General features: G+C 71.7%; 19 protein-coding genes and 1 pseudogene. 9 read left to right on the forward strand and 11 right to left on the reverse strand.

Annotated features, from left to right (window positions below; translation table 11 throughout):
• Positions 1 to 202: 202 nt before the first annotated feature.
• Both ACIA8K_RS28555 and ACIA8K_RS28560 read right to left on the reverse strand, forming a co-directional pair.
• Positions 203 to 1,156: pseudogene (locus ACIA8K_RS28555) on the reverse strand (hypothetical protein); the annotation flags it as partial.
• Complete coding sequence (locus ACIA8K_RS28560) at positions 1,153 to 1,788, reverse strand: MBL fold metallo-hydrolase (protein WP_396064626.1); 636 nt, start codon at positions 1,786 to 1,788, stop codon at positions 1,153 to 1,155. The pseudogene ACIA8K_RS28555 and the gene ACIA8K_RS28560, both read right to left, overlap by 4 nt.
• 136 nt (positions 1,789 to 1,924) lie before the next feature.
• On the opposite strand from ACIA8K_RS28560, the gene ACIA8K_RS28565 reads away from it, so the two are divergent.
• On the forward strand, positions 1,925 to 2,878 hold the full coding sequence (locus tag ACIA8K_RS28565) for a DUF4349 domain-containing protein (RefSeq protein WP_396064628.1): 954 nt from the start codon (positions 1,925 to 1,927) through the stop codon (positions 2,876 to 2,878).
• Positions 2,879 to 3,118: 240 nt separating this feature from the next.
• Here the strand turns inward: ACIA8K_RS28565 and ACIA8K_RS28570 are convergent, their stop codons facing one another.
• Together ACIA8K_RS28570 and ACIA8K_RS28575 are read right to left on the reverse strand one after the other, a co-directional pair.
• The gene (locus ACIA8K_RS28570; protein WP_396064630.1) at positions 3,119 to 4,378 is read right to left on the reverse strand and encodes an amidohydrolase; all 1,260 of its coding nucleotides are present in this window, start codon (positions 4,376 to 4,378) and stop codon (positions 3,119 to 3,121) included.
• Between the two features lie 416 nt (positions 4,379 to 4,794).
• Positions 4,795 to 6,375: a methylmalonyl-CoA mutase gene (locus tag ACIA8K_RS28575; RefSeq protein WP_396064632.1), complete on the reverse strand. Its 1,581-nt coding sequence runs from the start codon at positions 6,373 to 6,375 to the stop codon at positions 4,795 to 4,797.
• A 225-nt stretch (positions 6,376 to 6,600) separates the two neighbouring features.
• Here ACIA8K_RS28575 and ACIA8K_RS28580 point away from each other — a divergent pair, with 225 nt between their 5' ends.
• On the forward strand, positions 6,601 to 8,604 hold the full coding sequence (locus ACIA8K_RS28580; protein WP_396064634.1) for a protein kinase: 2,004 nt from the start codon (positions 6,601 to 6,603) through the stop codon (positions 8,602 to 8,604).
• 63 nt (positions 8,605 to 8,667) lie between these two features.
• A complete protein-coding gene (locus ACIA8K_RS28585; protein WP_396064636.1) occupies positions 8,668 to 10,293 on the forward strand; it encodes a phospho-sugar mutase in 1,626 nt (541 codons plus the stop codon).
• A 71-nt stretch (positions 10,294 to 10,364) separates the two neighbouring features.
• Here ACIA8K_RS28585 and ACIA8K_RS28590 read toward each other — a convergent pair whose 3' ends face one another.
• The 4 genes from ACIA8K_RS28590 to ACIA8K_RS28605 form a co-directional block, all read right to left on the reverse strand.
• Positions 10,365 to 10,844: a CAP domain-containing protein gene (locus ACIA8K_RS28590; protein WP_396054980.1), complete on the reverse strand. Its 480-nt coding sequence runs from the start codon at positions 10,842 to 10,844 to the stop codon at positions 10,365 to 10,367.
• Positions 10,845 to 11,609: 765 nt separating this feature from the next.
• The gene (locus tag ACIA8K_RS28595; RefSeq protein ID WP_396064638.1) at positions 11,610 to 13,076 is read right to left on the reverse strand and encodes an AMP-binding protein; all 1,467 of its coding nucleotides are present in this window, start codon (positions 13,074 to 13,076) and stop codon (positions 11,610 to 11,612) included.
• Positions 13,073 to 13,780, reverse strand: a complete 708-nt coding sequence (locus tag ACIA8K_RS28600; protein WP_396064641.1) for an SDR family NAD(P)-dependent oxidoreductase — start codon at positions 13,778 to 13,780, stop codon at positions 13,073 to 13,075. Before ACIA8K_RS28600 ends, ACIA8K_RS28595 begins: the two co-directional genes overlap by 4 nt.
• Positions 13,773 to 14,015: an acyl carrier protein gene (locus tag ACIA8K_RS28605; protein ID WP_033343757.1), complete on the reverse strand. Its 243-nt coding sequence runs from the start codon at positions 14,013 to 14,015 to the stop codon at positions 13,773 to 13,775. Before ACIA8K_RS28605 ends, ACIA8K_RS28600 begins: the two co-directional genes overlap by 8 nt.
• Positions 14,016 to 14,153: 138 nt before the next feature.
• Between ACIA8K_RS28605 and pseB the strand changes: the two genes are divergently transcribed.
• From pseB to pseI, 6 genes are all read left to right on the forward strand, one after another.
• A complete protein-coding gene (pseB, locus tag ACIA8K_RS28610; protein WP_396064715.1) occupies positions 14,154 to 15,131 on the forward strand; it encodes a UDP-N-acetylglucosamine 4,6-dehydratase (inverting) in 978 nt (325 codons plus the stop codon).
• Positions 15,131 to 16,255, forward strand: coding sequence for a DegT/DnrJ/EryC1/StrS family aminotransferase (locus tag ACIA8K_RS28615; protein ID WP_396064717.1), 1,125 nt, complete (start codon positions 15,131 to 15,133; stop codon positions 16,253 to 16,255). The genes pseB and ACIA8K_RS28615 overlap by 1 nt, the downstream gene beginning before the upstream one ends.
• Before the next feature lies 1 nt (position 16,256).
• Positions 16,257 to 17,174, forward strand: a complete 918-nt coding sequence (locus tag ACIA8K_RS28620) for a hypothetical protein (protein ID WP_396064643.1) — start codon at positions 16,257 to 16,259, stop codon at positions 17,172 to 17,174.
• A 13-nt stretch (positions 17,175 to 17,187) separates the two neighbouring features.
• Positions 17,188 to 18,882 (forward strand): hypothetical protein, encoded by a 1,695-nt coding sequence (locus ACIA8K_RS28625; protein ID WP_396064645.1) that lies wholly within the window; start codon positions 17,188 to 17,190, stop codon positions 18,880 to 18,882.
• A gap of 222 nt (positions 18,883 to 19,104) precedes the next feature.
• The gene (locus ACIA8K_RS28630) at positions 19,105 to 19,632 is read left to right on the forward strand and encodes a GNAT family N-acetyltransferase (RefSeq protein WP_396064647.1); all 528 of its coding nucleotides are present in this window, start codon (positions 19,105 to 19,107) and stop codon (positions 19,630 to 19,632) included.
• Positions 19,629 to 20,684 carry a pseudaminic acid synthase gene (gene pseI / locus ACIA8K_RS28635; protein WP_396064649.1) on the forward strand — a complete coding sequence of 352 codons (1,056 nt, stop codon included), beginning with the start codon at positions 19,629 to 19,631 and terminating at the stop codon, positions 20,682 to 20,684. The genes ACIA8K_RS28630 and pseI overlap by 4 nt, the downstream gene beginning before the upstream one ends.
• A gap of 42 nt (positions 20,685 to 20,726) precedes the next feature.
• Here the strand turns inward: pseI and ACIA8K_RS28640 are convergent, their stop codons facing one another.
• From ACIA8K_RS28640 to ACIA8K_RS28650, 3 genes are all read right to left on the reverse strand, one after another.
• Positions 20,727 to 21,419, reverse strand: coding sequence for a hypothetical protein (locus ACIA8K_RS28640; protein ID WP_396064651.1), 693 nt, complete (start codon positions 21,417 to 21,419; stop codon positions 20,727 to 20,729).
• A 150-nt stretch (positions 21,420 to 21,569) separates the two neighbouring features.
• Positions 21,570 to 22,628 (reverse strand): SGNH/GDSL hydrolase family protein, encoded by a 1,059-nt coding sequence (locus tag ACIA8K_RS28645; protein WP_396064653.1) that lies wholly within the window; start codon positions 22,626 to 22,628, stop codon positions 21,570 to 21,572.
• Between the two features lie 159 nt (positions 22,629 to 22,787).
• Positions 22,788 to 25,382, reverse strand: a complete 2,595-nt coding sequence (locus ACIA8K_RS28650) for a fibronectin type III domain-containing protein (RefSeq protein ID WP_396064655.1) — start codon at positions 25,380 to 25,382, stop codon at positions 22,788 to 22,790.
• Positions 25,383 to 25,401 lie beyond the last annotated feature (19 nt).

The following is a 25,401-nucleotide window of genomic DNA, read 5'->3' on the forward strand; positions in this document are numbered from 1 at the left end:
CCAACGCGGCTGCGGCATCACCGTGCCGGCGCCGGGCGGCGACCGCGGCCCGTTCCGCGGCCTTGCGGGCGAGCTTGCGGCGACCGGCCTCCTGCTCCGCCTCGCCGCGCTCGGCCTGGAGCGCGGCGATCCGCGCGGACAGGTCCGCGACCGCGGCGACAGCTGCCCGCTCGTCCTCCTCGGCGGCGGTGAGGTCCCCGCCCGCCCGCTCGCGGTCGCGGAACGCCTCCCGTTCGGCGCGTTCCAGCCCGCGGCGGGCACGTTCCGCCTCCCGTGCCAGGCGGGTGATCTCCGCGTCCTCGGCGCTACGGGTGGGCTCCGCATCCTCGGCGCGACGGGTGGGCTCCGCGTCCTCGGCGCGACGGCTGGGCTCCGCGTCCTCGGCGCGACGGCTGGGCTCCGCGTCCTCGGCGCGACGGCTGGGCTCCGCGTCCTCGGCGCGACGAGTGGGCTCCCCATCCCCCGCGCGACGAGTGGGCTCCCCGCCCTCGGCGCGACGGCTGGGCTCCCCATCCCCCGCGCGACGAGTGGGCTCCGCGTCCTCCGCGCGACGGCTGAGCTCCGCCCTCTGTGGGGGGCGAGCCTCACCCGCACCCGGCCGTGTCGCACGGCCCGGCTTCGCAGGGCGCTCCTCGGTGTCATCGGCGTCCGCCGTGACCAGGCGCAGGCGAGGGCGGGGTACCTCGCCGAAGCCCGCGTACGTCACCGGCCGCAGCAGCCGCCCGGACCGCACCGACGTCGCGATCCCCTCGTCCGAGAGCGCCGCGTTGAGCGTGTCCTCCACCTCGCCGAGCGGCAGCTTCGCGGCCTCGGCGCCGGACGCGGCGGCAAGTGCCCGCGCCTCGGCGACGAGCGACGCCACCACCCGGCGGCGTTGCGCGGACAGCTCCCGCAGCTCGGCGCCGCGCAGTTCCCGCTGGGCCACGCGCATCTCGCCGGCCAGCGCGGCCAGGTCGGCCAGCAGCTCCGGGCGGCGGATGGCCAGCAGGTTGACAAGCCAGGCCGCGATCGTGGGCTTGCGTAGTGCGGCGATCTCCTTTGCCGCGGCCGCGTCGCCCCGGGCGCGTGCCTCCGCCACGGCCGCGTCCCGGGCGGCCGTGAAGCCGTCCGGGGGCGCGCAGTACAGCTGCCGGAGCAGCGCCGCGCCGACCGTCACGACACGGTCGTCCCGGGCTGCAGCCGGGTGTACTCGCAGTCGAGCAGCCGCTCCATGTTCCGGCCGACGACGGCGATGCCGATGTCACTGAGCAGCGCCTCATGAAGCGCGAACGCGCGCCTCGGGTTGATCTCACGGGCGAAGTCGACGGCCTCGGCCATCCGCATCCACGGGCCGGAGATCGGCAGGAAGAGCGTGTCGACGTCGACGCCGTCCGGGATCGCGAACGAGTCGCCCGGGTGGTAGACGTTCGTGTCGTCCGCGGTGACCAGCCAGGCCAGGTTCGGCACGCGCGGGATGTCCGGGTGGATGATCTGGTGCGCGCCGCCGTGCGCGCTCACCGCGAAGCCAGCCGCCTCGATCGACTCGCCGGGCTGCACCGTGGTGATCAGGCTGGTGATCTCCGGCAGCGCGGCCGCCACGCCGGGGTGCGCGAAGACCGGGATGCCGCGCTCCTTGACGATCTCCGCGATCCGCTCCGGCTCCGCGTGGTCGATGTGCTCGTGGGTGAGCAGGATCGCGTCCGCACCGTCCAGCGCACCGCGTTCACTGAACGAACCCGGATCGATGACCAGGACCGACTCGTCCCGTTCCAGCCGCACGCACGCGTGGGTGAACTTGGTGATCCGCATGAGCGCCTCCTGTGGCGTCGTGGCCGAACCGTGACGCTACCGAACGTTCCCCGGTGGAACCGGTTGATCCGCCCGATGCGTCTGACCGGTCACCGACGCGCCGCGCGGTGCGACTTCACGAGGGGACCGGAAGACCATGGCCACGGTACGACGACAACGCGCGCTCGCCACTCTCGGCGTCACCGGTCTGGCGCTCACCCTGGTCCTCACCGGGTGCGGTGCGGACAGCTCCGACAGCCCGGCCAGCAGCGCCGGCGGTGCACCCGCGGTGGCCCCGGCGCTGCCGGAGGGAAAGGCCGCGAAGGACGCCGGCGCCGGCGTCGATACCGCTCAGCCCGCGACCGGCACGGGTGGCGGGGCCCCGGTGATCAACCGGGAGGTGATCTACACCGGCTCGCTGACGGTCCGCGTCGCGGACGTGGACGCGCGCGCCGAGGAGACGATCCGGCTGGCCGAGGCCGCGGGCGGGTTCGTCGGGTCGGACGCCCGCTCCAGCGACGTCAACTACGACGATGTGCCCTACCAGCGGGCCACCATCACGCTGCGGATCCCGCGGGACGCGTTCGCCGCCACAGTGGACAAGGTCGCCGCGCTCGGCGAGCAGGAGAGCCGGAAGATCGACGCGCAGGACGTGACCGAGGAGGTCATCGACCTGGACTCGCGGATCACCGGCCAGCGCGCACAGGTGGAGAGCGCCCGAAAGCTGCTTGAGCAGGCGAAGACGCTCAACGACCTGGTCTCGCTTGAGAACGAGCTGGCCCGCCGGGAGGCCGACCTGGCCTCGCTTGAGGCGAAGCGGGACCGGCTGAAGGACCTGGCCGCACTCTCCACTCTCACGGTCGAGCTGCTGCAGGACAGCGCGCCGGCCCCCGAGCGCGAGGACGGCACCGGCTTCCTGGCCGGCCTGCGCAACGGCTGGGACGCGTTCCTGGCGTTCGGGGTGGTGCTGCTGACCGTGGTCGGCGTGCTGCTGCCCTGGGTGGTCGTGCTCGGCCTCCCGGTGACGGCGCTGGTGCTGTTCTGGCGTCGTCTGCGCCGCCGCCGCGCGTCAGTCCCGGTCACCACAGCACCTCCGGCGTCGGCACCGTAACCGCGTCCACCGCGAGACGGTGGACGGTGGCGGCCGGCCACCGGCAGCGCCACCGCCACCGCCGGCGAGCACAGCAGGCGAGCACGGCACGGCACGGGAGCGCGGCACGGGAGCGCGGCACGCGAGCACGGCACGCGAGCACGGCACGGCACGCGAGCACGGCCGGAGAGGAACGCACCGGGCAGCGGCCCTCCGCCCTGGGGGTGGAAGGCCGCTGTCGTACCCTCAAATGATCTTGATTTAGAAGGCGGCGCTGGCCAGCGCGGCAAGGGCCGTGTGCGCCATCACCCGGATGCCGTATCCGATGGCGCGCTCGTCCACGTCGAAGCCGGCCTGGTGGATGTCGCGGCGGACCTCGGAGCCGGGGGTGCTGGTGCCGAGGCGGATCATGGTGCCGGGGACCTGTTCCAGGTAGAACGCGAAGTCCTCGCCGCCCATGCTGATCTCGGCCTCGACGACCCGGTCCGGGCCGAGTGCGGCGGCGGCCGCGGCCGCGATGACCGCGGACGTCATCCGGTCGTTGATCACCGGGGGCACGCCGCGGGTGTAGACCACGTCGGCCTCCGCGCCGGTCGCCGCCACCACGCTCTTGATCAGGGCGGTGACCAGCTCGGGCGCCTCCCGCCAGGCCTCACGGCTGAGGATGCGGATGGTGCCCTTGGCGTAGCCCTCGGCCGGGATCGCGTTGTACGCCTCGCCGGCGCGCACGGTGCCCCAGACCATCGAGACGCCGGCCCGCGCGTCCATCCGCCGGTCGAGAAGCGCGGGCACGTCCACGATGACCCGGCCCAGCGCGTGCACCAGGTCCGTGGTCAGGTGCGGGCGGGCGGTGTGCCCGCCGGCGCCGCGCAGCTGCACCTCGATCGTGTCCGCGGCGGCCGTGAACGGGCCGGAGCGGACGCCGACCAGGCCGGCCGGGAGCTGCGGGTAGCAGTGCAACGCGAAGACCGCGGCCACGTCCTTGAGTCCGCCGGCCGCGATCACGTGCGGCGCGCCGGACGGGATCTGCTCCTCGGCGGGCTGGAACAGCAGCCGGACGCGGCCGGGCAGCTGGCCCTCCTCGTCCAGCTTGGCCAGCGCGAGGCCGAGGCCGAGCAGGATCGTGGTGTGCACGTCGTGGCCGCAGGCGTGCATCACGCCGTCGACCGTGGACCGGTACGACACGTCCTTCGTGTCCTGGATCGGCAGCGCGTCGAGGTCGGCCCGGAACGCGATCACCCGGTCGCCGGTGCCGATGTCACAGATCACGCCGTTGCCCTTGGGCAGGAACCGCGGCTTCAGGCCGGCCCCGGCGAGTTCGCGCGCGATGAGCGCCGCGGTCTCGAACTCGTTGTAGGACAGTTCCGGGTGGGCGTGGATGTGCCTACGTACGGCTACCAGTTCGGCCCCGCGCGACGCGAGCCACCGGTCGAGTTGACCGGGCAGGGGGTCGGCCCCGGGTGGAGTATCGGGCCAGGACGACGTCATTTCGCCGCTCGGCAGCGTCAACGCACTCGTCACGTCGGATTCTCGATCACTGTTGATGGGGATGGATGTTGATTCGGACAGCCTAGACCTCTCGTGGTGACGCTGCGCAACCTCGTTACGGTAGTAGTCGAGTCGCGGTGCGTCACGAAAGCGCTGGTAATGACGCTTAAGGGTCGGTGGGGCGCCGTCTGCGTCATGGTCATGAGCAGGCACTCGCCACCTCCCTTTCTACAACGCGTAACGACGTTGCGGGACACGAGTGCACTTCGGGCGGTTCCCGCATACACCGGACGGCCTGCGGTTGTTGGGATCAAAGTTACCCCTGGTCAAGGGGTCATTACCGGGGTTTGCCGATGGATTGGCGCCCGTTCCTTGGTACCCCATGCGGACAAGCCCACACGGTGGACCGCGATCGGCGAGCTCCACTCGATCGAGTGATCGAATCTCGGTCAGAACGTCTCGGACGGGCGGTACGTGCCCCAGACGTCGCGCAGCGCATGGCAGACCTCACCCACTGTCGCGCGGGCGCGCAGCGCCTCCCGCATCGGGTAGAGCACGTTCTCCGTCCCGGCCGCGGCGTCACGCAGCGTGGCCAGCGCTGCGGTAACCGCGTCGCCGTCCCGCTCCGCCTTGAGCCGTGCCAGTCGCGCCACCTGGCCGTCCTCGATCGCGGGGTCGACCCGCAGCGGCTCGTACGGCTCCTCGACGTCGATCGCGAACCTGTTCACGCCGACCACCACGCGCTCGCCCGAGTCGATCTCCTGGGCGTTCCGGTACGCGGACGTCTCGATCTCCCGCTTCTGGAAGCCGGCCTCGATCGCCTGGGTGGCGGAGCCGAACGCGAAGACCCTGTCGATCAGCTCGCGGGCGCCGCGCTCCACCTCGTCGGTCATCGCCTCCACCACGTACGAGCCGGCGAACGGGTCCACGGTCGCGGTCAGGTCGGTCTCGTAGGCGAGCACCTGCTGGGTCCGCAGCGCGAGCCGGGCCGCCTTCTCGGTGGGCAGCGCGATCGCCTCGTCGTACGAGTTGGTGTGCAGCGACTGGGTGCCGCCGAGCACCGCGCCGAGCGCCTGCACCGCCACCCGGACCAGGTTCACCTCCGGCTGCTGCGCGGTGAGCTGCACGCCCGCGGTCTGGGTGTGGAAGCGAAGCATCAGCGATTTGGGATCGGTGGCGCCGAATTCGTCCCGCATCAGGCCGGCCCAGATCTTCCGGGCCGCGCGGAACTTCGCCACCTCCTCAAGCAGCGTGGTGCGGGCCACGAAGAAGAACGACAGCCGGGGTGCGAAGTCGTCGACGGCCAGGCCTGCCTCGATCGCGACCCGGACGTACTCCACGCCGTTCGCAAGCGTGAACGCGACCTCCTGCACGGGAGTCGCGCCCGCCTCCGCCATGTGGTAGCCGGAGATGGAGATGGTGTTCCACCGCGGCGTCTCCTTGCGGCAATACGCGAACGTGTCCGCGACCAGGCGCAACGAGGGTTTCGGCGGGTAGATGTAGGTGCCGCGGGCGATGTACTCCTTCAGGATGTCGTTCTGGATCGTGCCGCCGAGCGCCGCGCCGGGAATCCCGTTCTCCTCCGCCACCAGCTGATACAGCAGTAGCAGGACGGAGCCCGGCGCGTTGATCGTCATGGACGTGGAGACCTTGTCCAGCGGAATGCCGTCGAAGAGGAGTCGCATGTCGTCGATCGAGTCGATGGCCACGCCGACCTTGCCGACCTCGCCGTGCGCGATCGGCTCGTCGGAGTCGTACCCCATCTGGGTGGGCAGGTCGAATGCCACCGACAGGCCCATCGTCCCGGCCTTGAGCAGCTGGTGGTAGCGGGCGTTGGACTCCGCGGCGGTGCCGAACCCGGCGTACTGGCGCATGGTCCACGGTCGCTGTGTGTACATGGTCGGATACACACCGCGGGTGTACGGATACGCTCCGGGAGCGCCGAGGCGGTCGGCCAGAGCGGGCGGGAGGTCGCCCTCGTCGTACACCGGCTTGATCGGAAAACCCGACTCTCCTGAACGATCCCTCATCAAAGGATCGTATGACCCGGAACACCATCGATGGGTACGGAAAATCGCTCAGGATGTTTCGGCATCGTTGCCCGAGCGCGACAAAATATAGACCGAACGCCACCCGACGGACACACTCGGTCGAGTTGGCACAGAGTTGGTACCCCGCACCTTTCCTCACGGCGAGCCACCCCGCAAGATAGGGGGGTTGGTTCCAGCCCTCGACTCCCCCGGGCGGCATTTCCAGTGACACAGATTCCGACGTGGAACAGCCCTTCTGTCGGCCCGACCGGAGGCCGCGCCGTGCCCGGCGCGACAATCGGCGGCAGGTACAGCCTGCGCACCGCGGTGGGCCACGGCGGCATGGGCACAGTGTGGCGCGCGGCCGACACGCTGCTGCGCCGCGACGTCGCGGTCAAGGAGGTCATCCTGCCGCCGGGGCTCGCCCCGAGCGACCGGGACCAGATGTACGAGCGGACGCTGCGCGAGGCACGCGCGGCCGCGGCCCTCCAGCACCCCGCGGTCGTCCAGGTCTACGACGTCGTCCACGAGGGCGGCCGCCCGTGGATCGTGATGGAGCTGCTCGACGCGCGCAGCCTGGCCGACATGATCATCGAGGACGGCCCGCTGGCGCCGCGCGCGGTCGCCAAGATCGGCATCGCGCTGCTCGGCGCGCTCGAGGTCGCACACGCGGCCGGCGTGCTGCACCGCGACGTGAAGCCGGCGAACGTGCTGATCGCCGCGGACGGCCGCTGCGTGCTCACCGACTTCGGCGTCGCCCGGATGCCCACGGACGTGCAGCTCACCACGCCCGGCATGGTGCTCGGCTCGCCGCACTTCATCTCGCCGGAGCGCGCGATGGGCCAGGCGTTCGGCCCGCCGAGCGACCTGTTCTCGCTCGGTGTGACGCTCTTCACCGCTGTCGAGGGCCGGCCGCCGTTCGACAAGGGCGACCCGATCGAGACCATGCACTCGGTCGTCGAGGACCCGCCGCTCCAGCCGGTCCGCGCCGGCTCCCTGGCGAACGTGCTTCTCGGGCTCCTGGAAAAGGACCCGGACCGGCGGATGGACGTCGCCACCGCCCGCCGTCTGCTGCGTGAGCTGCTGTCCGGTCCGCTGGCAAGCAACGTGCCGCCGCACATGGGTACCGATCCGTACTCGGTGGTACCGGCCCAGCGCCCCCGGCAGACGCCCGGCGCACCGCAGCCGCCCGCCGCGACGCTGCCGCCGAAGCCGATGCCGAGCGGCGCGATCGGCGGCCCGGCCATGCTTGCGCCAGGCGAGTCGCTTACCGACCGACTCCGGCAGATCCAGTCCGGCGAGCAGCCCGGCGCGGCCCCGGTCTCACCGGCCGGGTTCGGGCCGCCGCCGATGGGCGCGCCCTGGCAGCCGCAGAACGACAACACCGCGCCAATCCCGCCGCACGGCGGACATCCGGGGCACCAGGGCAACCCCGGCATGGCGCCGACCGGCCCGATGCCGTCGATGCCGGGCGGCCGGGTCTTCGGTGGTCAGCAGCAGCCCGGCCAGTACGGCGGCGCGCAGTCCGGGTCCTACGGCACCTCGTACGGCGCGCCCGCGGGTAGCGCCGGCGGCGGCGCGCTCGGCTCGGCCAAGCGGGTCGGCAACCAGGCGGTGGACACGGTCAAGTCGTGGCCGCGCCGCACGCAGGCGCTGGCCGCGGCCGGCACCGCAGCCGTGCTGATCCTTGTCGTGGTGCTGTTCAACCTGGGTGGTGGCGAGAAGAAGGCGGAGACGCCGACCGCGGAGGCCCCGCCGCCCACCACCGCGCCGCCGGTGCCGACCGTCTCGTCCGAGCCGTACTCGGATCGCGGCGTCAGCGTGCAGTTCCCCGCGGGCTGGGACACGGCCGACTCCGCGAAGGCCTACGTCGACTTCACCGACCCTGACGACAAGGGTCGCCGGCTGCGCATCCTCATCGAGGGCGCGAAGAACGGCCTGGTGAAGTACGTCGACGCCTCCGAGAACTATCTGCAGAACACGCCGAGCGCCTGCGCCGCGCCGTACACGCAGATCGCGCGCGGCCCGGCGGAGGTCTCCGGCCAGGAGGCGATCGACGTCGAATACACCTGCGGGACCGGCGAGACCGCCCGGCACGGCATACGGCGTTTCGTGGTGGTCAGCGGCAAGGCCTACTCGTTCAACCTGACCACGCTCGACTCGCAGTTCGCCGAGAGCCGGCCGATCTTCGACCAGCTGGTGCCCAGCTTCAAGGTCACCGAGTCCTAGGACCGGCCTCCTCCGACGCCGGGACCTGATCATCAGGTCCCGGCGTCGTGCTATCAAGACTCAATGAGCACGCACGCGGAGTCACTGATCGCACAGGCCGAGGCATGGATCGCGGACGACCCGGACCCGGTCTCCCAGGATGAGCTGCGCCGCGTGCTCGACGACCCCGCCGAGCTGGCCGGCCGCTTCTCCGGCCCGCTCACGTTCGGTACCGCCGGCCTGCGCGGCCCCCTGCGCGCCGGGCCGAACGGGATGAACCTCGCGGTCGTCACAGGCGCCGCCGCCGGCCTGGTCCGCTGGCTCACCGCACAGAACCCCACAGGCCCACTCGTCATCGGGTACGACGCGCGGCACGGCTCCCGGGCGTTCGCCGAACGCACCGCGCAGGTCGCCACCGGTGCCGGCCTCACCGCGTTCCTGCTGCCCGAACCGCTGCCCACGCCGGTGCTCGCGTTCGCGGTCCGTACCCTCGGCGCCTGTGCCGGCGTGATGGTCACCGCCAGCCACAACCCGCCGCAGGACAACGGCTACAAGGTCTACCTGGGTGAGGAGCTGGGCGGCCCGCTCGGCGGCGGCGCGCAGATCGTGCCGCCCGCGGACGAGGAGATCTCGGCGGCGATCCGGGCGGTCGGCCCACTCCGGGAGGTCCCGCTCGGCCCGGCCGGCTCGGTGCTCGGCAGCGAGATCGTCGACGCCTACGTGGCCGCGGCAGCCCAGGTGGCCGCCGGCTCACCCGAGCTGACTGTCGCCTACACCCCGATGCACGGCGTCGGCGGCACGGTGCTGGCCGCCGCGTTCCGGGCCGCCGGTTTCGCCGCCCCCGCCGTCGTGGCCGAGCAGGCCGCCCCGGATCCGGACTTCCCGACCGTCGCCTTCCCGAACCCGGAGGAGCCGGGCGCCACCGACCTGCTGCTCGCACTGGCCGGCTCAATCGGCGCCGACCTGGCGATCGCGAACGACCCGGACGCGGACCGGTGCGCCGTCGCGATCCCGGCCGGCGGCGAGTGGCGCATGCTGCGCGGTGATGAGCTGGGCGTCCTGCTCGCGGACGCGCTCATCCGGGCCGGAACCGACGGCCTGTTCGCCACCACGATCGTCTCGTCGTCGCTGCTCAGGGCGCTCTGCGCGGCCCGCGGACGCGCCTACGACGAGACGCTTACCGGCTTCAAATGGATCGTCCGGGCGACAGGCGGCGACCTGTCCTTCGGCTACGAGGAGGCGCTCGGCTACTGCGTGGCGCCGAGCCTGGTCCGCGACAAGGACGGCATCACCGCCGCGCTGCTCACCGCCGGCCTGGCGCTTCAGCTCAAGCGCGAGGGCCGCACCCTGGCCGACCGCCTCGACGAGCTGGCCGCCGAGTTCGGCGTCTACGCCACCGACCAGCACTCGGTCCGCGTCGAGGACCTCTCGGAGATCGCCGCCATGATGGCCGCCCTGCGTGCCGACACCCCGGCCGGCCTGCTCGGCGAGCCGCTGACCAGCGCGGAGGACCTGCTCCCGGCCTCGGACGTGCTGATCCTCCGTACCGCCTCGAGCCGCGTGGTGGTCCGCCCCTCCGGCACCGAGCCGAAGCTCAAGGCGTACCTGGAGGTCGTCGAGCCGGTCGGCGACGCCCCGGTCCCCGCGGCCCGCGAGCGCGCAGCCGGCCGGCTCGCCTCGTTGCGCGCGGAGATCGCCGCGCTGCTCTGACCCGGAAACAGAGCTAGGGATCGGTGTCCGAGGACGCCGATCCCTAGCTCAACGGGGGGTGAGGGAAGTCTTTACTTGCCGCCGAATTCCTGGGTCCAGTAGATGGTGCCCTTGGCGTCGCGGGCGACGCCGACGCCGATCTTGGCGGCCTTGCAGTTGAGGATGTTCTTGCGGTGGCCGGGGCTGTTCATCCAGCCGGTCATCACACCGGTGGTGCCCGCGTAGCCCCAGGCGATGTTCTCGCCCACGGCGGGGGCGTAGCCGGCGGACTTGACGCGCTGGGTGAAGGTGGAGCCGTTGCGGCCGGTGTGGGAGAAGTAGTTGAACTTGGCCATGTCGCTGGAGTGGCCGCGGGCGGCCTTGGTCAGGCCAGGGGAGACGACCAGCGTCTTGCAGCCGGCCTTGGCGCGCTCGGCGTTGGTGTGTGCGACGACCTGGGTCTCCAGCGTGGTGGCCGGGGTCACGGCGGCGGTCGCGGCGGTGGCGGTGCCACCGATCACGATCACGGCGGCGACGGCGGTCAGGGCGGCGGAGCGGACCAGGTTGCGCAAGATGCGTGCCTCTCGGTTGGCGTTCGCTGTGCGGTGTGGCTCAGCGTTACGCCAATCAAGTTCGGCGGGCCGTCGCAAACCCTGAAGGATCGACCTGGTGCTATGCGGTGAGCAGTAGGTTCCCGAACGGGTGCCGCCCTCCGGGTTCAGCTGTTGAGAGCCTGCGACTCGCGCTGACAGCAGGCACTGACGCCCGATATTTCCCCATATAGGCACTGCCCAGCACGTTCATTCTGGGGCCGAAGCGCCGGTAAGACCCACGTCAAGATCCTTGCGGCGCTGGTGGCCCTTATCCGAGCGCAATAAGGGCCACCAGGGCCGCAAGGATCTTGCATCCCGTCAGATGGACGCCTCATCCCGAACGATGAACCGATCTCGGCGTAGAGCACCCGAACCGCCGTGCCCTGGCACGGCGACGCACGACAGCCACAGTCGACTGGCCTCCGGCACGCTTCGGGCTTCGGTGCCAGCCTCGAGACCAGTCGGGCCGAGACCGCCCGGCCCTCCCACCACGCTCGCTGCTTCGATGCCGGCCCTTGCGACCACCCAGGCCACAGCAGCCCTGACCAGCCACCGCTCAGACGATGGCCGTGCTGCCCCGCAGGCCACGAGACCGCCGACCGACCGGACCGATCCGCCACACTCCTGGCCTTTATCTCAGCCCATCGTCAGGCCCGGACCGCCGTACGCGAAAGGCCAGCAGAGTCAGAAGCCAAGCGGTCCTGCCTGGCGGATCCCCGGCGAGATCCGCCAGACGGCCGGGCCTCAGCGTTCGAGCCCGCTCAGCGACCGATAGTCGATCTTCCCGTTCGGCAGGAGCGGGAGCGCGTCGATGGCGCGGATGTCGAAACCCGTGGAGTGCAGGCCGGTTCGCTTGACCAGGTCGTGGCGGATGACTGTGCGCAGGTCGTCGTCGGCGGCCTCGGCGTAGACGACGACGCGATCGTCGCCGCTGACGGCTGCGACCGGGCCGCGGCCGGCGAGCATCCGCTCCACGTCGTCGAGGTTGAGGCGGACGCCGAAGACCTTGCTGAACCGCTTGATCCGGCCGCTGAGGAACAGCAGCCCGCGATCGTCGACGCGGCCGACGTCGCCGGTGGAGAGCACGCCGGCCAGGTCGTCGCCCCGCACCAGGTCGGCCGCGGAGTCCGCGTACCCCATCATCACGTTGGGGCCGGTGTAGACGATCTCACCGGTTCCGTCCGCGTCCGGCGAGTCGACAAGGAACGCGCCGCCGGGGATGGCGGCGCCGGCCGACTCGGCCGCGTCGGGCAGGCACCCGGGCGGGAGCACCGCCATCCGCCCGGCCTCGGTCTGGCCGTACATGACGATCAGTTCGCCGCCGGCGGTCCGCATCCGGGCGCTGAAGTCGACCACCAGGTCGCTTCGCAGCCGTCCCCCGGCCTGGGTGAGCGTGCGAAGCGTGGGCACGGTCTGCGGGTCGAACCCGATCCGGCGCAGCATCTCGCACTGGTAGGGCACGGTGGCCAGCGACGTGATCCGCCGGTCGGCCGCGGTGCGCCAGAACCCGGCGTCGAGCAGCCCGCGCGGGTCGAGCAGCACGGTTCCGCCGGCCGCGAGGTGCGTGTTGAGCACCATCAGGCCGTAGGTGTAGAACAGCGGCAGGCTCGTGACAGTGGTCTCGGTGGCGTCGATGCCGAGCGCCGCGACCACCGACGCGACGTTGCGGAACAGCGCCGCCCGGGAGAGCCGTACCAGCCGCGGGTTGCCTGTCGAGCCGGACGTGGCCAGCAGCAGGGCCAGGTCCGGGTGGGTCTCGGCGCCGCCGGGTCCCGCCCACAGCGGCCCCAGAACATCACAGTCTTTTCGCTGGTACGCCGTGAGCCGGTCCTGATCCCGGTCGCCGATTCCGGTCACCACGCCGGGCCGGTAGCGGTCGACCAGGTCCCCGATCGTCTCCGCGGGCAGCCCGGCGTCGATCAGCGCGACCGGCCGGCGGGCCTGCACCGCGCCGAGGTAGCGGACCACCGAGTCGATGTCGGTGGCGGTGAGCGCGAGCACCGGCCCGGCGGGCAGGTCCGCGTACCTGTCGGCGGCCGCGTCGACGGCGGCGAGCAGCGCGGCGCCGCTCAGTTCCCGGCCGGCGATCGGGTCGACAAGCGCGGCGCCCGGGTGCGGCAGCGTGACCGCGTCCGCGTCGGAGAGCCCGGTGGCGGCCGAGCCGGCGGCCTGGGCCGGCACGGTACGCCGCTCGGAGTCGGTCAGCTTCATACCGACAGCCCGCCGTCCACGCCGAGCACCTGGCCGGTGATGAAGTCCGCGTCCGGGCCGAGCAGGAACGTGACGGCCGCGGCGACGTCGTTCGCGGTGCCGAGCCGGCCGAGCGCGGTGGCCGCGATCCGTTCCTTGCGCTGCGCCTCGTCAAGCGTGGCGAGCATGTCGGTGTCGACGAAGCCGGGCGCGACCGCGTTGACCCGGATGCCGAGCGGGCCGAGTTCCTTGGCGGCGGCGCGGGCCAGCCCGGCGACGGCGGCCTTGGTGGCGCCGTAGACGGCCTGCCCGGCCGCACCGGCCGTACCCATGATGGAAGAGACCAGCACGACTGCCGGGCGGTCGCCGCGGCGGAGCAGGCTGAGGCAGGCCTGCAGCGTGTGCGCGGCGCCTGTCGCGTTGACGGCGAAGAGACGTTCGACTGATGCGGCAGGCATCGCGCCGAGCATGCCGGCGTCGTGCGTGCCCGCGTTGATGACAAGCGCGTCCAGGCGGCGGTGGGCGGTGAAGACCTCCCGGGCCAGCGCCTTCATGGCGTCCGCGTCGGCGACGTCGCCGCCGAGTGCGAGCGCGCCGGGAAAGGCCACGTGCTCGGCCCGGCTGGCGTGCAGGCAGAGCGTGTGACCGCTCGCGGCCAGGCGGTCCGCGACGGCGCGGCCGATGCCGCGGGAGGCGCCTGTGACAAGCGCGACCCGGCTAGTCAAAGTCGACCCCCTGGCGTTCCAGCACCTTGCGGGCCTGGGCGAACGAGCTGATCGCCAGCACGTCCTCGGTGTCGATCATGACGTCGAAGGCCTGCTCAAGCGCGGCGACCAGCGCCATGTGGGCCAGCGAGTCCCACGTCGGGATGCCGCGGTACTCGAGGTCGTCGACGGGCGTGCCGGCGGGGAGCTCGAGCGACGCGCGAAACACCTCACGCAGGCGGTCCAGGGGTGGCAAGGAAGACTCCTTTGCGGCGATTTTTCGGGATCTGCTGCTTTTCTTCCGTCTGTCCAACGAACGATCAAGATGCTTGGTCGTTAGGTCGAGTGGCAAAGCGCCGCAAAGTCGAGGTACCAGGGGGTTTTCACCGTGAGCGTGCTGACCGGGTCGGCAATCCTGATCACCGGGGGTACGGGCTCGCTGGGCAAGGCGTTCCTGCGCTATGCCCTCGATCACCTCGACCCGAAGCGGCTCGTGGTGTTCTCCCGCGACGAGCTCAAGCAGTACGAGACGCGCCAGCTGATGGGCGACGACCCACGACTGCGCTGGTTCATCGGCGACGTGCGCGACCGGGAGCGGCTCACCCGCGCGATGCACGGCGTCGACTACGTGGTGCACGCGGCGGCGCTGAAGCAGGTGGACACCGCGGAGTACAACCCGTTCGAGTTCGTCCGCACCAATGTGTACGGCTCGCAGAACGTGGTCGAGGCCGCGATCGACACCGGCGTCAAGCGCGTCGTCGCGCTCTCCACGGACAAGGCGTCCAGCCCGATCAACATGTACGGCGCCACCAAGCTCACCGCCGACAAGATCTTCATCTCCGCGAACCACTACGCGGCCGGCCACCCGACCCGGTTCGCCGTGGTCCGCTACGGCAACGTGGTCGGCAGCCGCGGCTCGGTGGTCCCGTTCTTCCGGAAGCTGCACGCGGAGGGCCGGAGCCTGCCGATCACGGACAAGCGGATGACCCGCTTCTGGATCACGCTTGACCAGGCGGTCCGGTTCGTCGCCACCTCGTTCGACATGATGAACGGCGGCGAGCTGTACGTACCGCGGATCCCGTCGATGCGCATCCTCGACCTGGCCAACGCGGTCGCGCCGGACGTCTCCACCTACGAGATCGGCATCCGCCCCGGCGAGAAGCTGCACGAGGAGATGATCTCCCCGGACGACGCCTCCCGGACGCTGCGCCTGCCCGACCGGTACGTGGTCCAGCCGACCATCGCCACCTGGGGTTACACGCCACCTGCGGACGGCCTGCCGGTCCCGGACGACTTCGTCTACCGCTCCGACAGCAACGACCTGTGGCTCTCCATCGACGAGCTGCGCGACATGATCGGCGCCGGCGCGTGATGCTCCCCTACGGCCGTCAGTCCATCGACGACGAGGACATCGCCTCCGTCACGGCCGCGCTCCGCGGCGACTTCCTGACCACCGGCCCGACGGTCGGCGCGTTCGAGGCGGCGCTCAGCGCGCGGCTCGGCGGCACCGGCTGCGTGGCTGTCACGTCCGGCACGGCGGCGCTGCACGTGGCGTACGCGGGCATCGGTCTCCGGCCCGGCGACGAGGTGATCACCACGCCGATCACGTTCGTCGCCACCGCTGCCGCTGCCGCACTTCACGGCGCCACTGTCGTCTTCGCGGACGTGGAGGAGGAGACCGCGAACCTGGACGCGGCCGCGGTGGACGCGCTTGTCACCACCCGGACCAGGGCGGTGACCGCCGTCGACTTCGCCGGCCACCCGGCCGAGTACGAGGCGCTGACCAAGGTCGCCCGGCGCGCGGACGCCACACTGATCGGCGACGCGGCCCACTCGATCGGCTCGTCCTACCGGGGTGTGCCGGTCGGCGCGCTCGCAGACGTCACCACGCTGTCGTTCTTCCCGACCAAGAACCTGACCACCTGCGAGGGCGGCGCGGTCGCTGCCACCGACCCGGCGGTACTGGACCGGGCCCGGCGGTTCGCGAACCAGGGCACGGTCCGCGAGCGGGAGCTAATGCGCGCGCCGGACGAGGGCGGCTGGCACTACGAGGTGCACTCGTTCGGCCTGAACTACCGGCTGCCGGACGTGCTCTGCGCGCTCGGCCTGAGCCAGCTGCGGCGGCTCGGCCAGTTCAAGGCCGCGCGCGCCCGGCTCGTCGCGCGCTACAACGAGATGCTCGCGGACGTGCCAGGCCTGACCGTGCCGGTACAGCGCGCCTGGACCGACCCGATGTGGCACCTCTACCCGGTACGGATCGCGGACGGCCGCCGGCGCGAGGTCTACGACCGGATGCGCGCGGCCGGCGTCGGCGTGCAGGTCAACTACGTGCCGGTCCACCTGCACCCGGTGTTCCAGGATCTCGGCTACCGCGCCGGCATGTGCCCGGTCGCGGAGCGGTTCTACAGCGAGGAGCTCTCGCTCCCGCTCTTCGCCGACCTCACGGACGCCGACCAGGAGCGGGCCGTCGAGGCACTGCGGGCCGTCCTGGGCTGACGTGCACCACGCGAACCACTTCTACGGGCACGCGCATGTCCTGGCCCGGTACTGCGGGCTCGACGACGCGGACCCGCCGCGGATCGCCGGCTATCTGCAGCACGGCTGGAACATCGGCGACGGGCTGGGCGAGGGCACCCGGCTGGTCGCCGGCCGGCCCACGTTCGCCTGGTCCACTGCCACTGCGGCGCGGGCGCGGCTGGCCGGGCGGCCCGCGGTGGTGATCGGGGCGCCGTTCGCGTACCTGATCGCGCACGCGGAGCGCGTGCTCGCGGACGGCCGGCCCCGGCTGGCGCCACCGGCCCTGGCGGTCCCCCGGCAGGACATGCGGCGGACCGGCACGATCTGGTACCCGTTCCACGGCTGGGAGAAGCAGAAGGTCCGCGGTGACCACGACGCGCTGATCGCCACGATCAAGGCGGTGGAGACGGAGCCGGTCACGATCTGCCTCTACTGGCAGGACCACGACGACCGGCGGGTACGCGGCCGGTACGAGCGGGCCGGCTTCCGGGTCATCTGCCACGGCCGTCGCGGTCTCAAGTGGCGCGGCACCGACCCGCAGTTCCTCGACCGCCAGCTCGCCGAGCTGCGCGGACACCGCCGGGTCGCGTCCAACCGGCTCTCCACCGCGATCTTCCACGGCATCGCGGCCGGGTGTGAGGCGGCCGTCTACGGCGACCCGATGTCACTCACCGGCGAGGACCCCAGGTACGGCGGTCACGCCCGGGTGCGCCGCCAGTGGTCCGCGCTGCACGGCGAGCGGATCGACCCGCGCATAGCCAGGGAGGCCGCGCGCGCCGAGCTCGGACTCGACCACCTGGCCGGTCCGGACGAGCTGCGCGAGCTGCTCGGCTGGCCCGCGTCCCCCGTTCCCGTACACGCCGTTCCGGATCCGAGGCCGACACGTGTCAGATCTTGATCCATCGCCGACGATGACGTTGATCGGCGGCGAGACCATGGCGCACTCCGATGCCGGCCGAGCCGCCGGTGGCGCCGCTCTCGGCCTGCTGGCCGGCGCCTATGCCGGCCCGGCGACCCGGGTGCTGCTGGCCGGCCCGCACACCACCGAGCTGGTCGACGCGCTCGCCGACAGGTGCGCGGCCGTGACCTGCCTGGTCCGCTCGCTCGTCGACGCGCAGGCGCTGGCCCGGCGGCACGAGCGCAACTCCCGCTTCCGAGTGCTCTGCGGCAGTCTTGACTCGTTCCGGCCGGCCGGCGACCACGACCTGGTGCTCGCGCTCGGCGGACTGGGCCTGCTGCACAGCCCGGACGGCACCTCGCTCTCCTGGCAGGCCGCGCTGGACCGGCTGATCGGCGCGACAGCGGACGAGGGCACGCTGCTGCTCGGCGTGGAGAACCCGCTCGGCGTGCACCGGCTGGCCACGGCCGGCGGGCTGCCCGCGCCGGATCCGGCCGAGCCGGTCGGGCACACCGCGCTTGTCGCCTGGCTGCGCGAGGCGGGACTGCACGTGGCGCCGAGCTATGCGGCGTTCGCGGATCCGGCCCGGCCGACAGTGCTGGCGCGCACCCCGGAGCTGGACGCCGCCTCCGGTACGGTGCCGCTGCTGGCCGCGGAGGCCGCCGCCGCGTTCTCCGCCGTCACCCGCCGCCGCCCGCTGCTCGACGACCCGCGCCGCCTGGCCGGGGCCGCGCTCCGTTCCGGGATGGGCGCGCAGCTGGCACCGCTCTGGGTGGTCGCGGCCGGGCGCGCGCCGGTCCGCCCGCACGAGCCGCTGCCGTCCGCGTTCATCGCCGGGGGTGCGCACGCGGCGCACTGGGACACCGCTGTTGCCTACGAGCGCGCCGAGGACGGCCGCTGGACACGCCGGCTGTTCGCCGACTCCGGCGCCACACTGCGGATGGTCGGCCGGGTGGCCCGCACGCCGGAGCTGCTCACCGGCACGGTCGCGCCGGACCGGCTGCTTGAGGAGCTGCTGCTGGCCGCGTGCGCGGCGCACGACCTGCCCGCGGTGCGGGAACTGCTGCGGGGGTACGCCGGCTGGCTTGCCGATTCGCCGCCAAGTGGCCAGCTCGCCTTCGCCACCTGCGACAACGTGCTCACCGACGGCACCCGGCACGAGCTGCTTGACCCGTCCTGGCACCTGTCCACGCCGATCGGGGTGGACGAGGCGCTGGCCCGGGCGCTGCGCGGGTTCGCGGTCACGCTGCTCACCTCCGGGCTGCCGCACCCGTGGCCGACGAGCCTTGACGTGGAGAGCCTTACCGTGTCGCTGGCCGCGGCCGCGGGCGGGCGGGTGACCCGGGAGGCCGCACGCGCGGCCGTGGCGCTCGAGTGCGAGATCCAGGCCGCGCGCTGGCTGCTCCCGGAGCAGGCCGAGCAGGAGCTGCGCTGCGAGCTGGGCACTGTCACCGCCCGGCACACCGCGCTTGCCGCCCGCGACTGGCGGGCGATGACCGGCGCGATGGACCGGCTGGCCGGCGAGCTGGCCGAGGCGCGAGACGAGATCGCCTGGTGGGAGGAGCGGGTCCGCACCTCCACCCGGGAGCACGAGCGCCACCTGCACCGGTACCGCAGCTCGCGCAGTTTCCTGGTCGGCCGCGCGGTCACCGCGCCGCTCCGGCTGGCCCGCCAGACCGTTAGACGCGTCGCCGGAGGCGACAGATGAGGCTAGCGCCGGAGGCGACAGATGAGGCTAGCGCCGGAGGCGACAGATGAGGCGAGCGCCGGAGGCGACAAATGAGGCGAGCGCCGGAAGCGACAAATGAGACCAGCACCGGGAGCGACAAGTGAGGCCAGCACCGGAGGCGACACATGAGACCAGCACCGGAAGCGACACATGAGGGCAGCGCCGGAGGCGACACATGAAGACAAGCGCTGGAGGCGATGAATGAGTGCTGTCCCCGTCATCTCGCTCCGGCCGGCCAAGGACGCCGACCGGGACATGATCCTCGCCTGGCGCAACCACGACGTGGTCCGCAAGGCCAGCTTCACCACGCACGTGATCGCCCCGCACGAGCACGCGGCCTGGTGGTCGCGCGTATCGGCGGACGACACCCGGCACGTCCTCGTCGCCCACGCCGGGGAGACACCTGTCGGCGTGGTCATCTTCGCCGAGCGGGACGGCGGCGCGGACTGGAGCTTCTACCTGGACGTGGACGGCCTGGAGGCGCGTCGCGCGCTGCTGCCCACCTGGATCGCCACCGAGGTCGCCACGCTTGACCACGCGTTCGGGCCCGCCGGGTACCGGGAGCTGCGCGGCGAGGCGCTGGCGAAGAACTCGGCCGTGATCAGGCTGCACGAACGCTTCGGCTTCACCGTCACCAGCGAGTACCAGCGTGACGTGGACGGCGAGCCGGAGACGGTCCAGCGGTACGCGCTCACGGCCACCTCCTATCGAAAGGAAGACCCCGCATGACGGTCCGCCAGACTCGCATCGACAAGCAGAACATCGGCACGGCGTACCCCCCGTTCGTGATCGCGGAGATGTCCGGGAATCACAACGGCGACCTGGACCGCGCGCTGCGGATCGTGGACGCGATCGCGGACGCCGGCGCGAGCGCGCTGAAGATCCAGACGTATCGGGCGGACACGCTCACCATCGACGTGGACGGGCCGCGTTTCCGGATCAGCGACGGCCATGAGCTGTGGGGCGGCGAGAACCTCTACCGGCTGTACGAGCGCGCACACACCCCCTGGGAGTGGCACGAGCCGATCTTCGACCGGGCGCGGGAGCGGGGACTGACCGTGTTCTCCAGCCCGTTCGACCCGACCGCGATCGACCTGCTTGAGAAGTTGAACGCGCCGGCGTACAAGATCGCCTCGTCCGAGCTGGTGGACCTGCCGCTGATCCGGCTGGCCGCGTCCACCGGCAAGCCGCTGATCATGTCGACCGGGATGGCGAGCGTTGCCGAGATCGACGCCGCGGTCCGGGCCGCGCGCGGCGCCGGCTGTGCCAACCCGATCCTGCTCAGCTGCACCGCCACCTATCCGGCGCCGGTCGAAGCGGCGAACCTGCGGCGGATCCCGGTGCTTGCGGACGCGTTCGACACGGTGGCCGGGCTGTCCGACCACACGCCCGGCATCGGCGTGGCGGTGGCGTCGGTGGCGATGGGCGCGGCCGTGATCGAGAAGCACGTGACGCTCGACCGTGCCGAGGGCGGCGTGGACGCGGAGTTCTCGCTGGAGCCGGCCGAGCTGGCCATGCTTGTGGTCGAGGCGCGGCGGGCGCACGCGGCGCTCGGTTCGCCGCGGATCGGCGCGGACCAGTCCGAGGAGGAGGGCCTGCGCTTCCGCCGGTCGCTCTACGTGGTCGAGGACGTGGCGGCTGGCGAGGCGGTGACCCGGGACAACGTCAGGTCGATCCGGCCGGCCGGTGGGCTCCCGCCGGGCGACATCGACCTGGTGCTGGGCCGCACGTTCCGCTCTGCTTACCCGAAGGGCACGCCGCTGACCTGGGACATCGTCTAGCGAAGGACGGGCCGCCGCGCGGGTGGGGCGCGCGGCGGTCACTCAGGACGCGGTGACGGAGAACGAGTTGGTGGTGAAGTCCCTACCGCCGGGCGAGCTGGTGATCTCGTAGCCGAACTGGACGTTCCCCACTGTCACGTCGCCCCACCAGCCGTTCGTGCGCAGCCACTGGGCGATCGCCCGGATGTCGACGGTGCCGGAGCTGGTGTTACTGGTGCGGACGAACGAGTAGACGTTGTTCGCCCCGTTCGACCCGCGGTAGATCTGCCAGGTGTGGCCGCCGACCGAGGTGGTGGTCTGCAGGGTGCCGAGCGGGCCGACCGCGCCGTACTTGTTCATCCACAGCATGATCTCGTGGGCGTTGTCCGAGGACCAGATGTCGTACGCCGTGGTGAACGCGACGCCGCTGGTCGGGACCGTGACGTTGAAGCTGCTCGTGGTGGCCCCGAGCTGGCTGACCGGCTTGCCGATCCATTTCGTGGCGTTCGGGTACGACTTGATGCCGCCGGTGTTCGGGTGGTTGGCCCAGACGCCCCAGTTGCTGTACGAGTTCGCCCAGATGGTCTGCGGCCCGTACCCGGAGCCCCAGATGTTGTTGTAGAGCGTGTAGCCGCCGTTGGTCCAGGTGCCCCAGCGGTCGGTGGACGACCAGACCGCGGCGTTGGCGGGCGCGGCGACGGCGAGGGTCAGTGCACTGATCAGCGCGATGACCAGGAGACGTGCGGTACGCAGCACGGTTGCACCTCCGACAGTAAACGGACTAGCTCGACAAATGCCGCGCGACCGTACCCACGTTAGTTTGGCGTTTAAACGAAGTCAAGTTGTAATCATCGATGTCTTGTGGCCGGAAAAAGCCCCGGCGCGACACGCCGGGGCTCCGTGGACCTACTTGGCTGTCGCCAGCACCCGCCGGGCCAGCAGGTAGATCGCCGCGCCGGCCGACACAAGCGCCACACCGGTCAGGATCGCCATCCACACGTCCGGCCCGGTGATCGGCAGCGTGCCACCACCGCCGCCACCTGACGCGGGCGGCGCCGCGATCGCGGACCCGGACGGTAGCGGCGTCGCGGTGCCGGCCGGCGAGGCCGTCGGTGAGGCCGTCGGCGCGTCCCGCTCCGTGATCCACTGCGACACGTCCTGCGGCGTGCCGACCGCCCTGGTGAACAGCGGCAGATAGCCCTCGGCCTGGCCGGCCGCGCCGGGGTGCAGGATCGTGCCGTCCGCCTGGCCCTCGAAGCCGATCACCCAGGGCGCCGCCCCGCAGATCTCGTGCCCGGCGAACGCGGGTTCGACGTCCACGTAGGCGATGCCGGCAAGCGTCGCCTGCGCGGCAAGCACCGTGTTCAGCCCGCCCATCACCCGGTTTCCGAGCGCGCGGACCTCCGCCGGGATGTCAGGCGTGCCACAGTCCCCGGTCGCCGAGAACGGCTGCGGATAGCCGGTGAGCACCACCTTCGCCTTCGGGGCGCGCTCCTTCACTGCGGTCAGCACGGCACCGACCGCGGACGGCAACGTGGACTGCAGCGCCGCCTCGATCGCGGCCTGAGCCGCCGCACAGTCCGCCGCCCGGTTCGGGTCCAGGCAGGCGGCGAACGCGCCGGTCACGCCCAGGTCGTTGGCACCGGCCGTAATGCTTACCAGGTCGGTCTCCGCGGTCAGCGCGGCGGCCGCGGCAAGCACGTCGGAGGTCTTGCCGCCGCTGCAGGTGGCAGTGGTGAGCCGCACCAGGCTCGCGTCGGTGGCGGTCCAGAGCCGCGGGTACGCCCCGGCCGTGTTCCGGCAGGAGTCGAGCGGTGTCCCGGCGCCCACCCCGGCGGCGTACGAGTCGCCGAGCGCCACGAAGTCCACTGTGGGCGGTGCCGCCGCGGACGCGGGCGCGCCGGGCAGGACGGTGGCCAGCACCGCGATCGAGACGGCCGCGGCCGCGCGCAGAACACCTGACACCAACAAGACGATCTCTCCTCAGCACACCCGTGGAACGCTCCCAGCAGGCTGGCACCATCGGTGGCTCAACGGAAGACCACTTGCTGTTCACTCACCCGGATACAGGGAAACACCCCGCCGGCCCGAAGGCCCGCGGGGTGCTTCCGTGCTGTCGTGCGATTACCAGATCTTGATGTATGCGTTCTGCCAGCGGACCTTGTTGTCCGTGCCCCAGCCGCCGACCAGGGCGCGACTGCCGCCCTTGGGCGCGTTGGCCGGGATCTGGATCGCCGCGGCGAACGTGCCGTCCGCCTTGGCGGTCGCGCCGCCCACCCGCACCTTCATGGTGCCGGAGTAGAAGTAGACGACTACCGACTCGCCCGGCTTCCAGCCGTAGCCGGTGATGGTGGTCCACGAGGTGCGGTACAGGTTGTAGCCGCCACTGCTCGACAGACCGCCACCGGCGGGCGAGGTCACCGGCCACACGATGGTCGGCAGCGCGGCGTCAGGCGTGCCTGTGACACCGGCGGACCAGTCACCGTTGATCGCATCCTTGACCGCCCGGACCGTCACGGTGTACTGCGTGCCACCGGTCAGGCCACGGATCGTGCAGACCTTGTTCTCGGCACCGATCGCGGCGCACCAGAACGACTTGCCACCGGCGACGGCCATCGCCTGGTACTTGGTGGCACCGGCGACGCCGTTCCACATGACCCGGAGGCCCTGCGCAACGTTCATCACCGAGACGTCCGCCGGGATGGCGGGCTTGGTGCCCGGGACGACGCCGACGCCGTCCGTGGTCACCTCGGAGCTACCGGCAGCCGCGGTGTTCGCCCAGATCGTGTACTTCGTCCCCGTCGCAGCGGAGTCGAAGGTGCACTCGAGCGGCGTGGCGGATGCCAGGATCTCGCAGGAGTTGCCGGCCGGGTTCGACTTCACCGTGTAGCTGGTGATGGCGAGCGCGGTGCTTGCCGGCGCCTTCCAGGAGACCTTGACCTTGCCACCGTCGATCGCCTCGGCCTTGGCGTCCTGGACCGGTCCGGGCGGACCGGCGACCACGGCGTTGCTGGTCACGGTCTTGGAGTCGTCGTTACCGGCGACACCCACAGACTTGATCGCGAACGTGTAGCTGGTACCGGCGGTGAGACCGTTGACGGTGCAGCTGACCACGTCGTCCGTGGCCATGTAGGCCGCGGTGCACATCTTGTTGTCCGGCGACGAGGTCACGCTGTAGGACGCGATACCGGCGCCCAGCGCGGACGGACGGCGGAAGCTGACCTTCACCGCGCCCGGACCGGCCGGCGTGGCGCCGGCGAGGTACGGGATACCCGGCGAACCGGTAGCGGCCGTGACCTTCTCACTGTCCGAGAAGTAGTCAGTGTCGTACGAGAAGGTCCGCACCCAGAAGGAACGGGTACCCGCAGGCAGCGGCACGTCGTACTCGCACTCCGTGGACGTCGGGCCCAGCGGAACACCGGAGTTGCAGAAGCTGGAGATGTCCCCGTCCGCGCTGTTGTACAGCGCGAGCGAGCCCACCGGTACCTGGTTGCCGGCCGGAAGCGTCCAGCTGACCTTCACCGTGTCGGTGTCGACCGGCTCCACCTTGACCCCGGTAGCGGCGGCCGGGCGGCCGACGATGTCGTAGGAGTCGGTGTAGTTGGTCGGCGTCACCGCACCGGCGATCGAGCCGCCCAGCGCCTTGACCTTGAACTTGTAGCTCCGGCCGGCCTCAAGGCCGGTGACGCCACAGCTCAGGGTGGTGATGTTGACGCAGCTGTCGGTGACCGACTTGACGGTCGGCGACGCCTCCACCGTGTACTTCGGCGTCGGGTCGTCCTTCTGCGCCGCCTGGTTGTAGATCGGCCGGGTCCACTTCAGCAGGATCGCCGTGCCCGTCATCAGGTCCGGCGGCGACGTGATCATCGGCATCGACGGCGAGCCACCCCAGTAGCTGGTGGTGGCCGCGGCGGACGCGCCGACCGCGTTGTTGGCGAACACCCGGACGGTGTAGGCCGCGCCGTCGGTGAAGCCGGTCACGTTACAGACAGACGCGACGTTCGCGCAGCTGTAGGAGACCGCCGGAGTGGCGAGGTCCTTCGGAGCGACAGTGACCGTGTAGTCAGTCGCCGGGCCGCCGCCGGTCGCCGGCATCCACATGACCGTGGCGTCGTGCGTTCCGGGCGGGCCACCCGCGGTGTCGCTTGTCGCGCTCACCACGACGTCCAGCGGTGCGCTCGGCACACCCGGGACGACTGTCGAGGACGCGGTCGACGACGAGGAGCCGGTGTCACCGCCGCCGATGGCGGTCACCCAGAACTTGTACGTCTTGGTCGGGTCGAGCCCCTCCACGGTGCAGCTGAGCCCCGTGGTGGTGCAGCCGGCGCTGGACGGCGACGACGTGACCGCGTACGAGGCCGTGCCGTTCGACACGGCGCCGAGCGGCGGCGTCGAGGTCCAGGTCAGCGTGACCTTGCCCGACTCGGTGACGGCCGGGACGCCCAGGACCGGCTTGACCGGCGGGCCGGGCATCGCGGCGGACGAGGCGTTCGCCGCGGTACCCCGGGACGACGCCTCGGCGGTCTCGTAGCCCGCGACGTCGACCGAGTAGTTCCTGAGTTCGGTGAGCCCGCCGATGAGGCAGCTCGTGGTGGAGACATTGCAGGTCGCCGTGTTGCCGTCGACGTCGGTCGCCGTGGCGACGTAGTGGTTCACGGTCGCGCCGGCGATCGCGTTCCAGGTGACCCAGATCGAGTTCTGCTTGGGCGTGACCGTCACCCCGGTCGGGGCGGCCAGC

Source organism: Catenuloplanes sp. NPDC051500 (assembly GCF_044454585.1).
Classification (GTDB): Bacteria; Actinomycetota; Actinomycetes; order Mycobacteriales; family Micromonosporaceae; genus Catenuloplanes.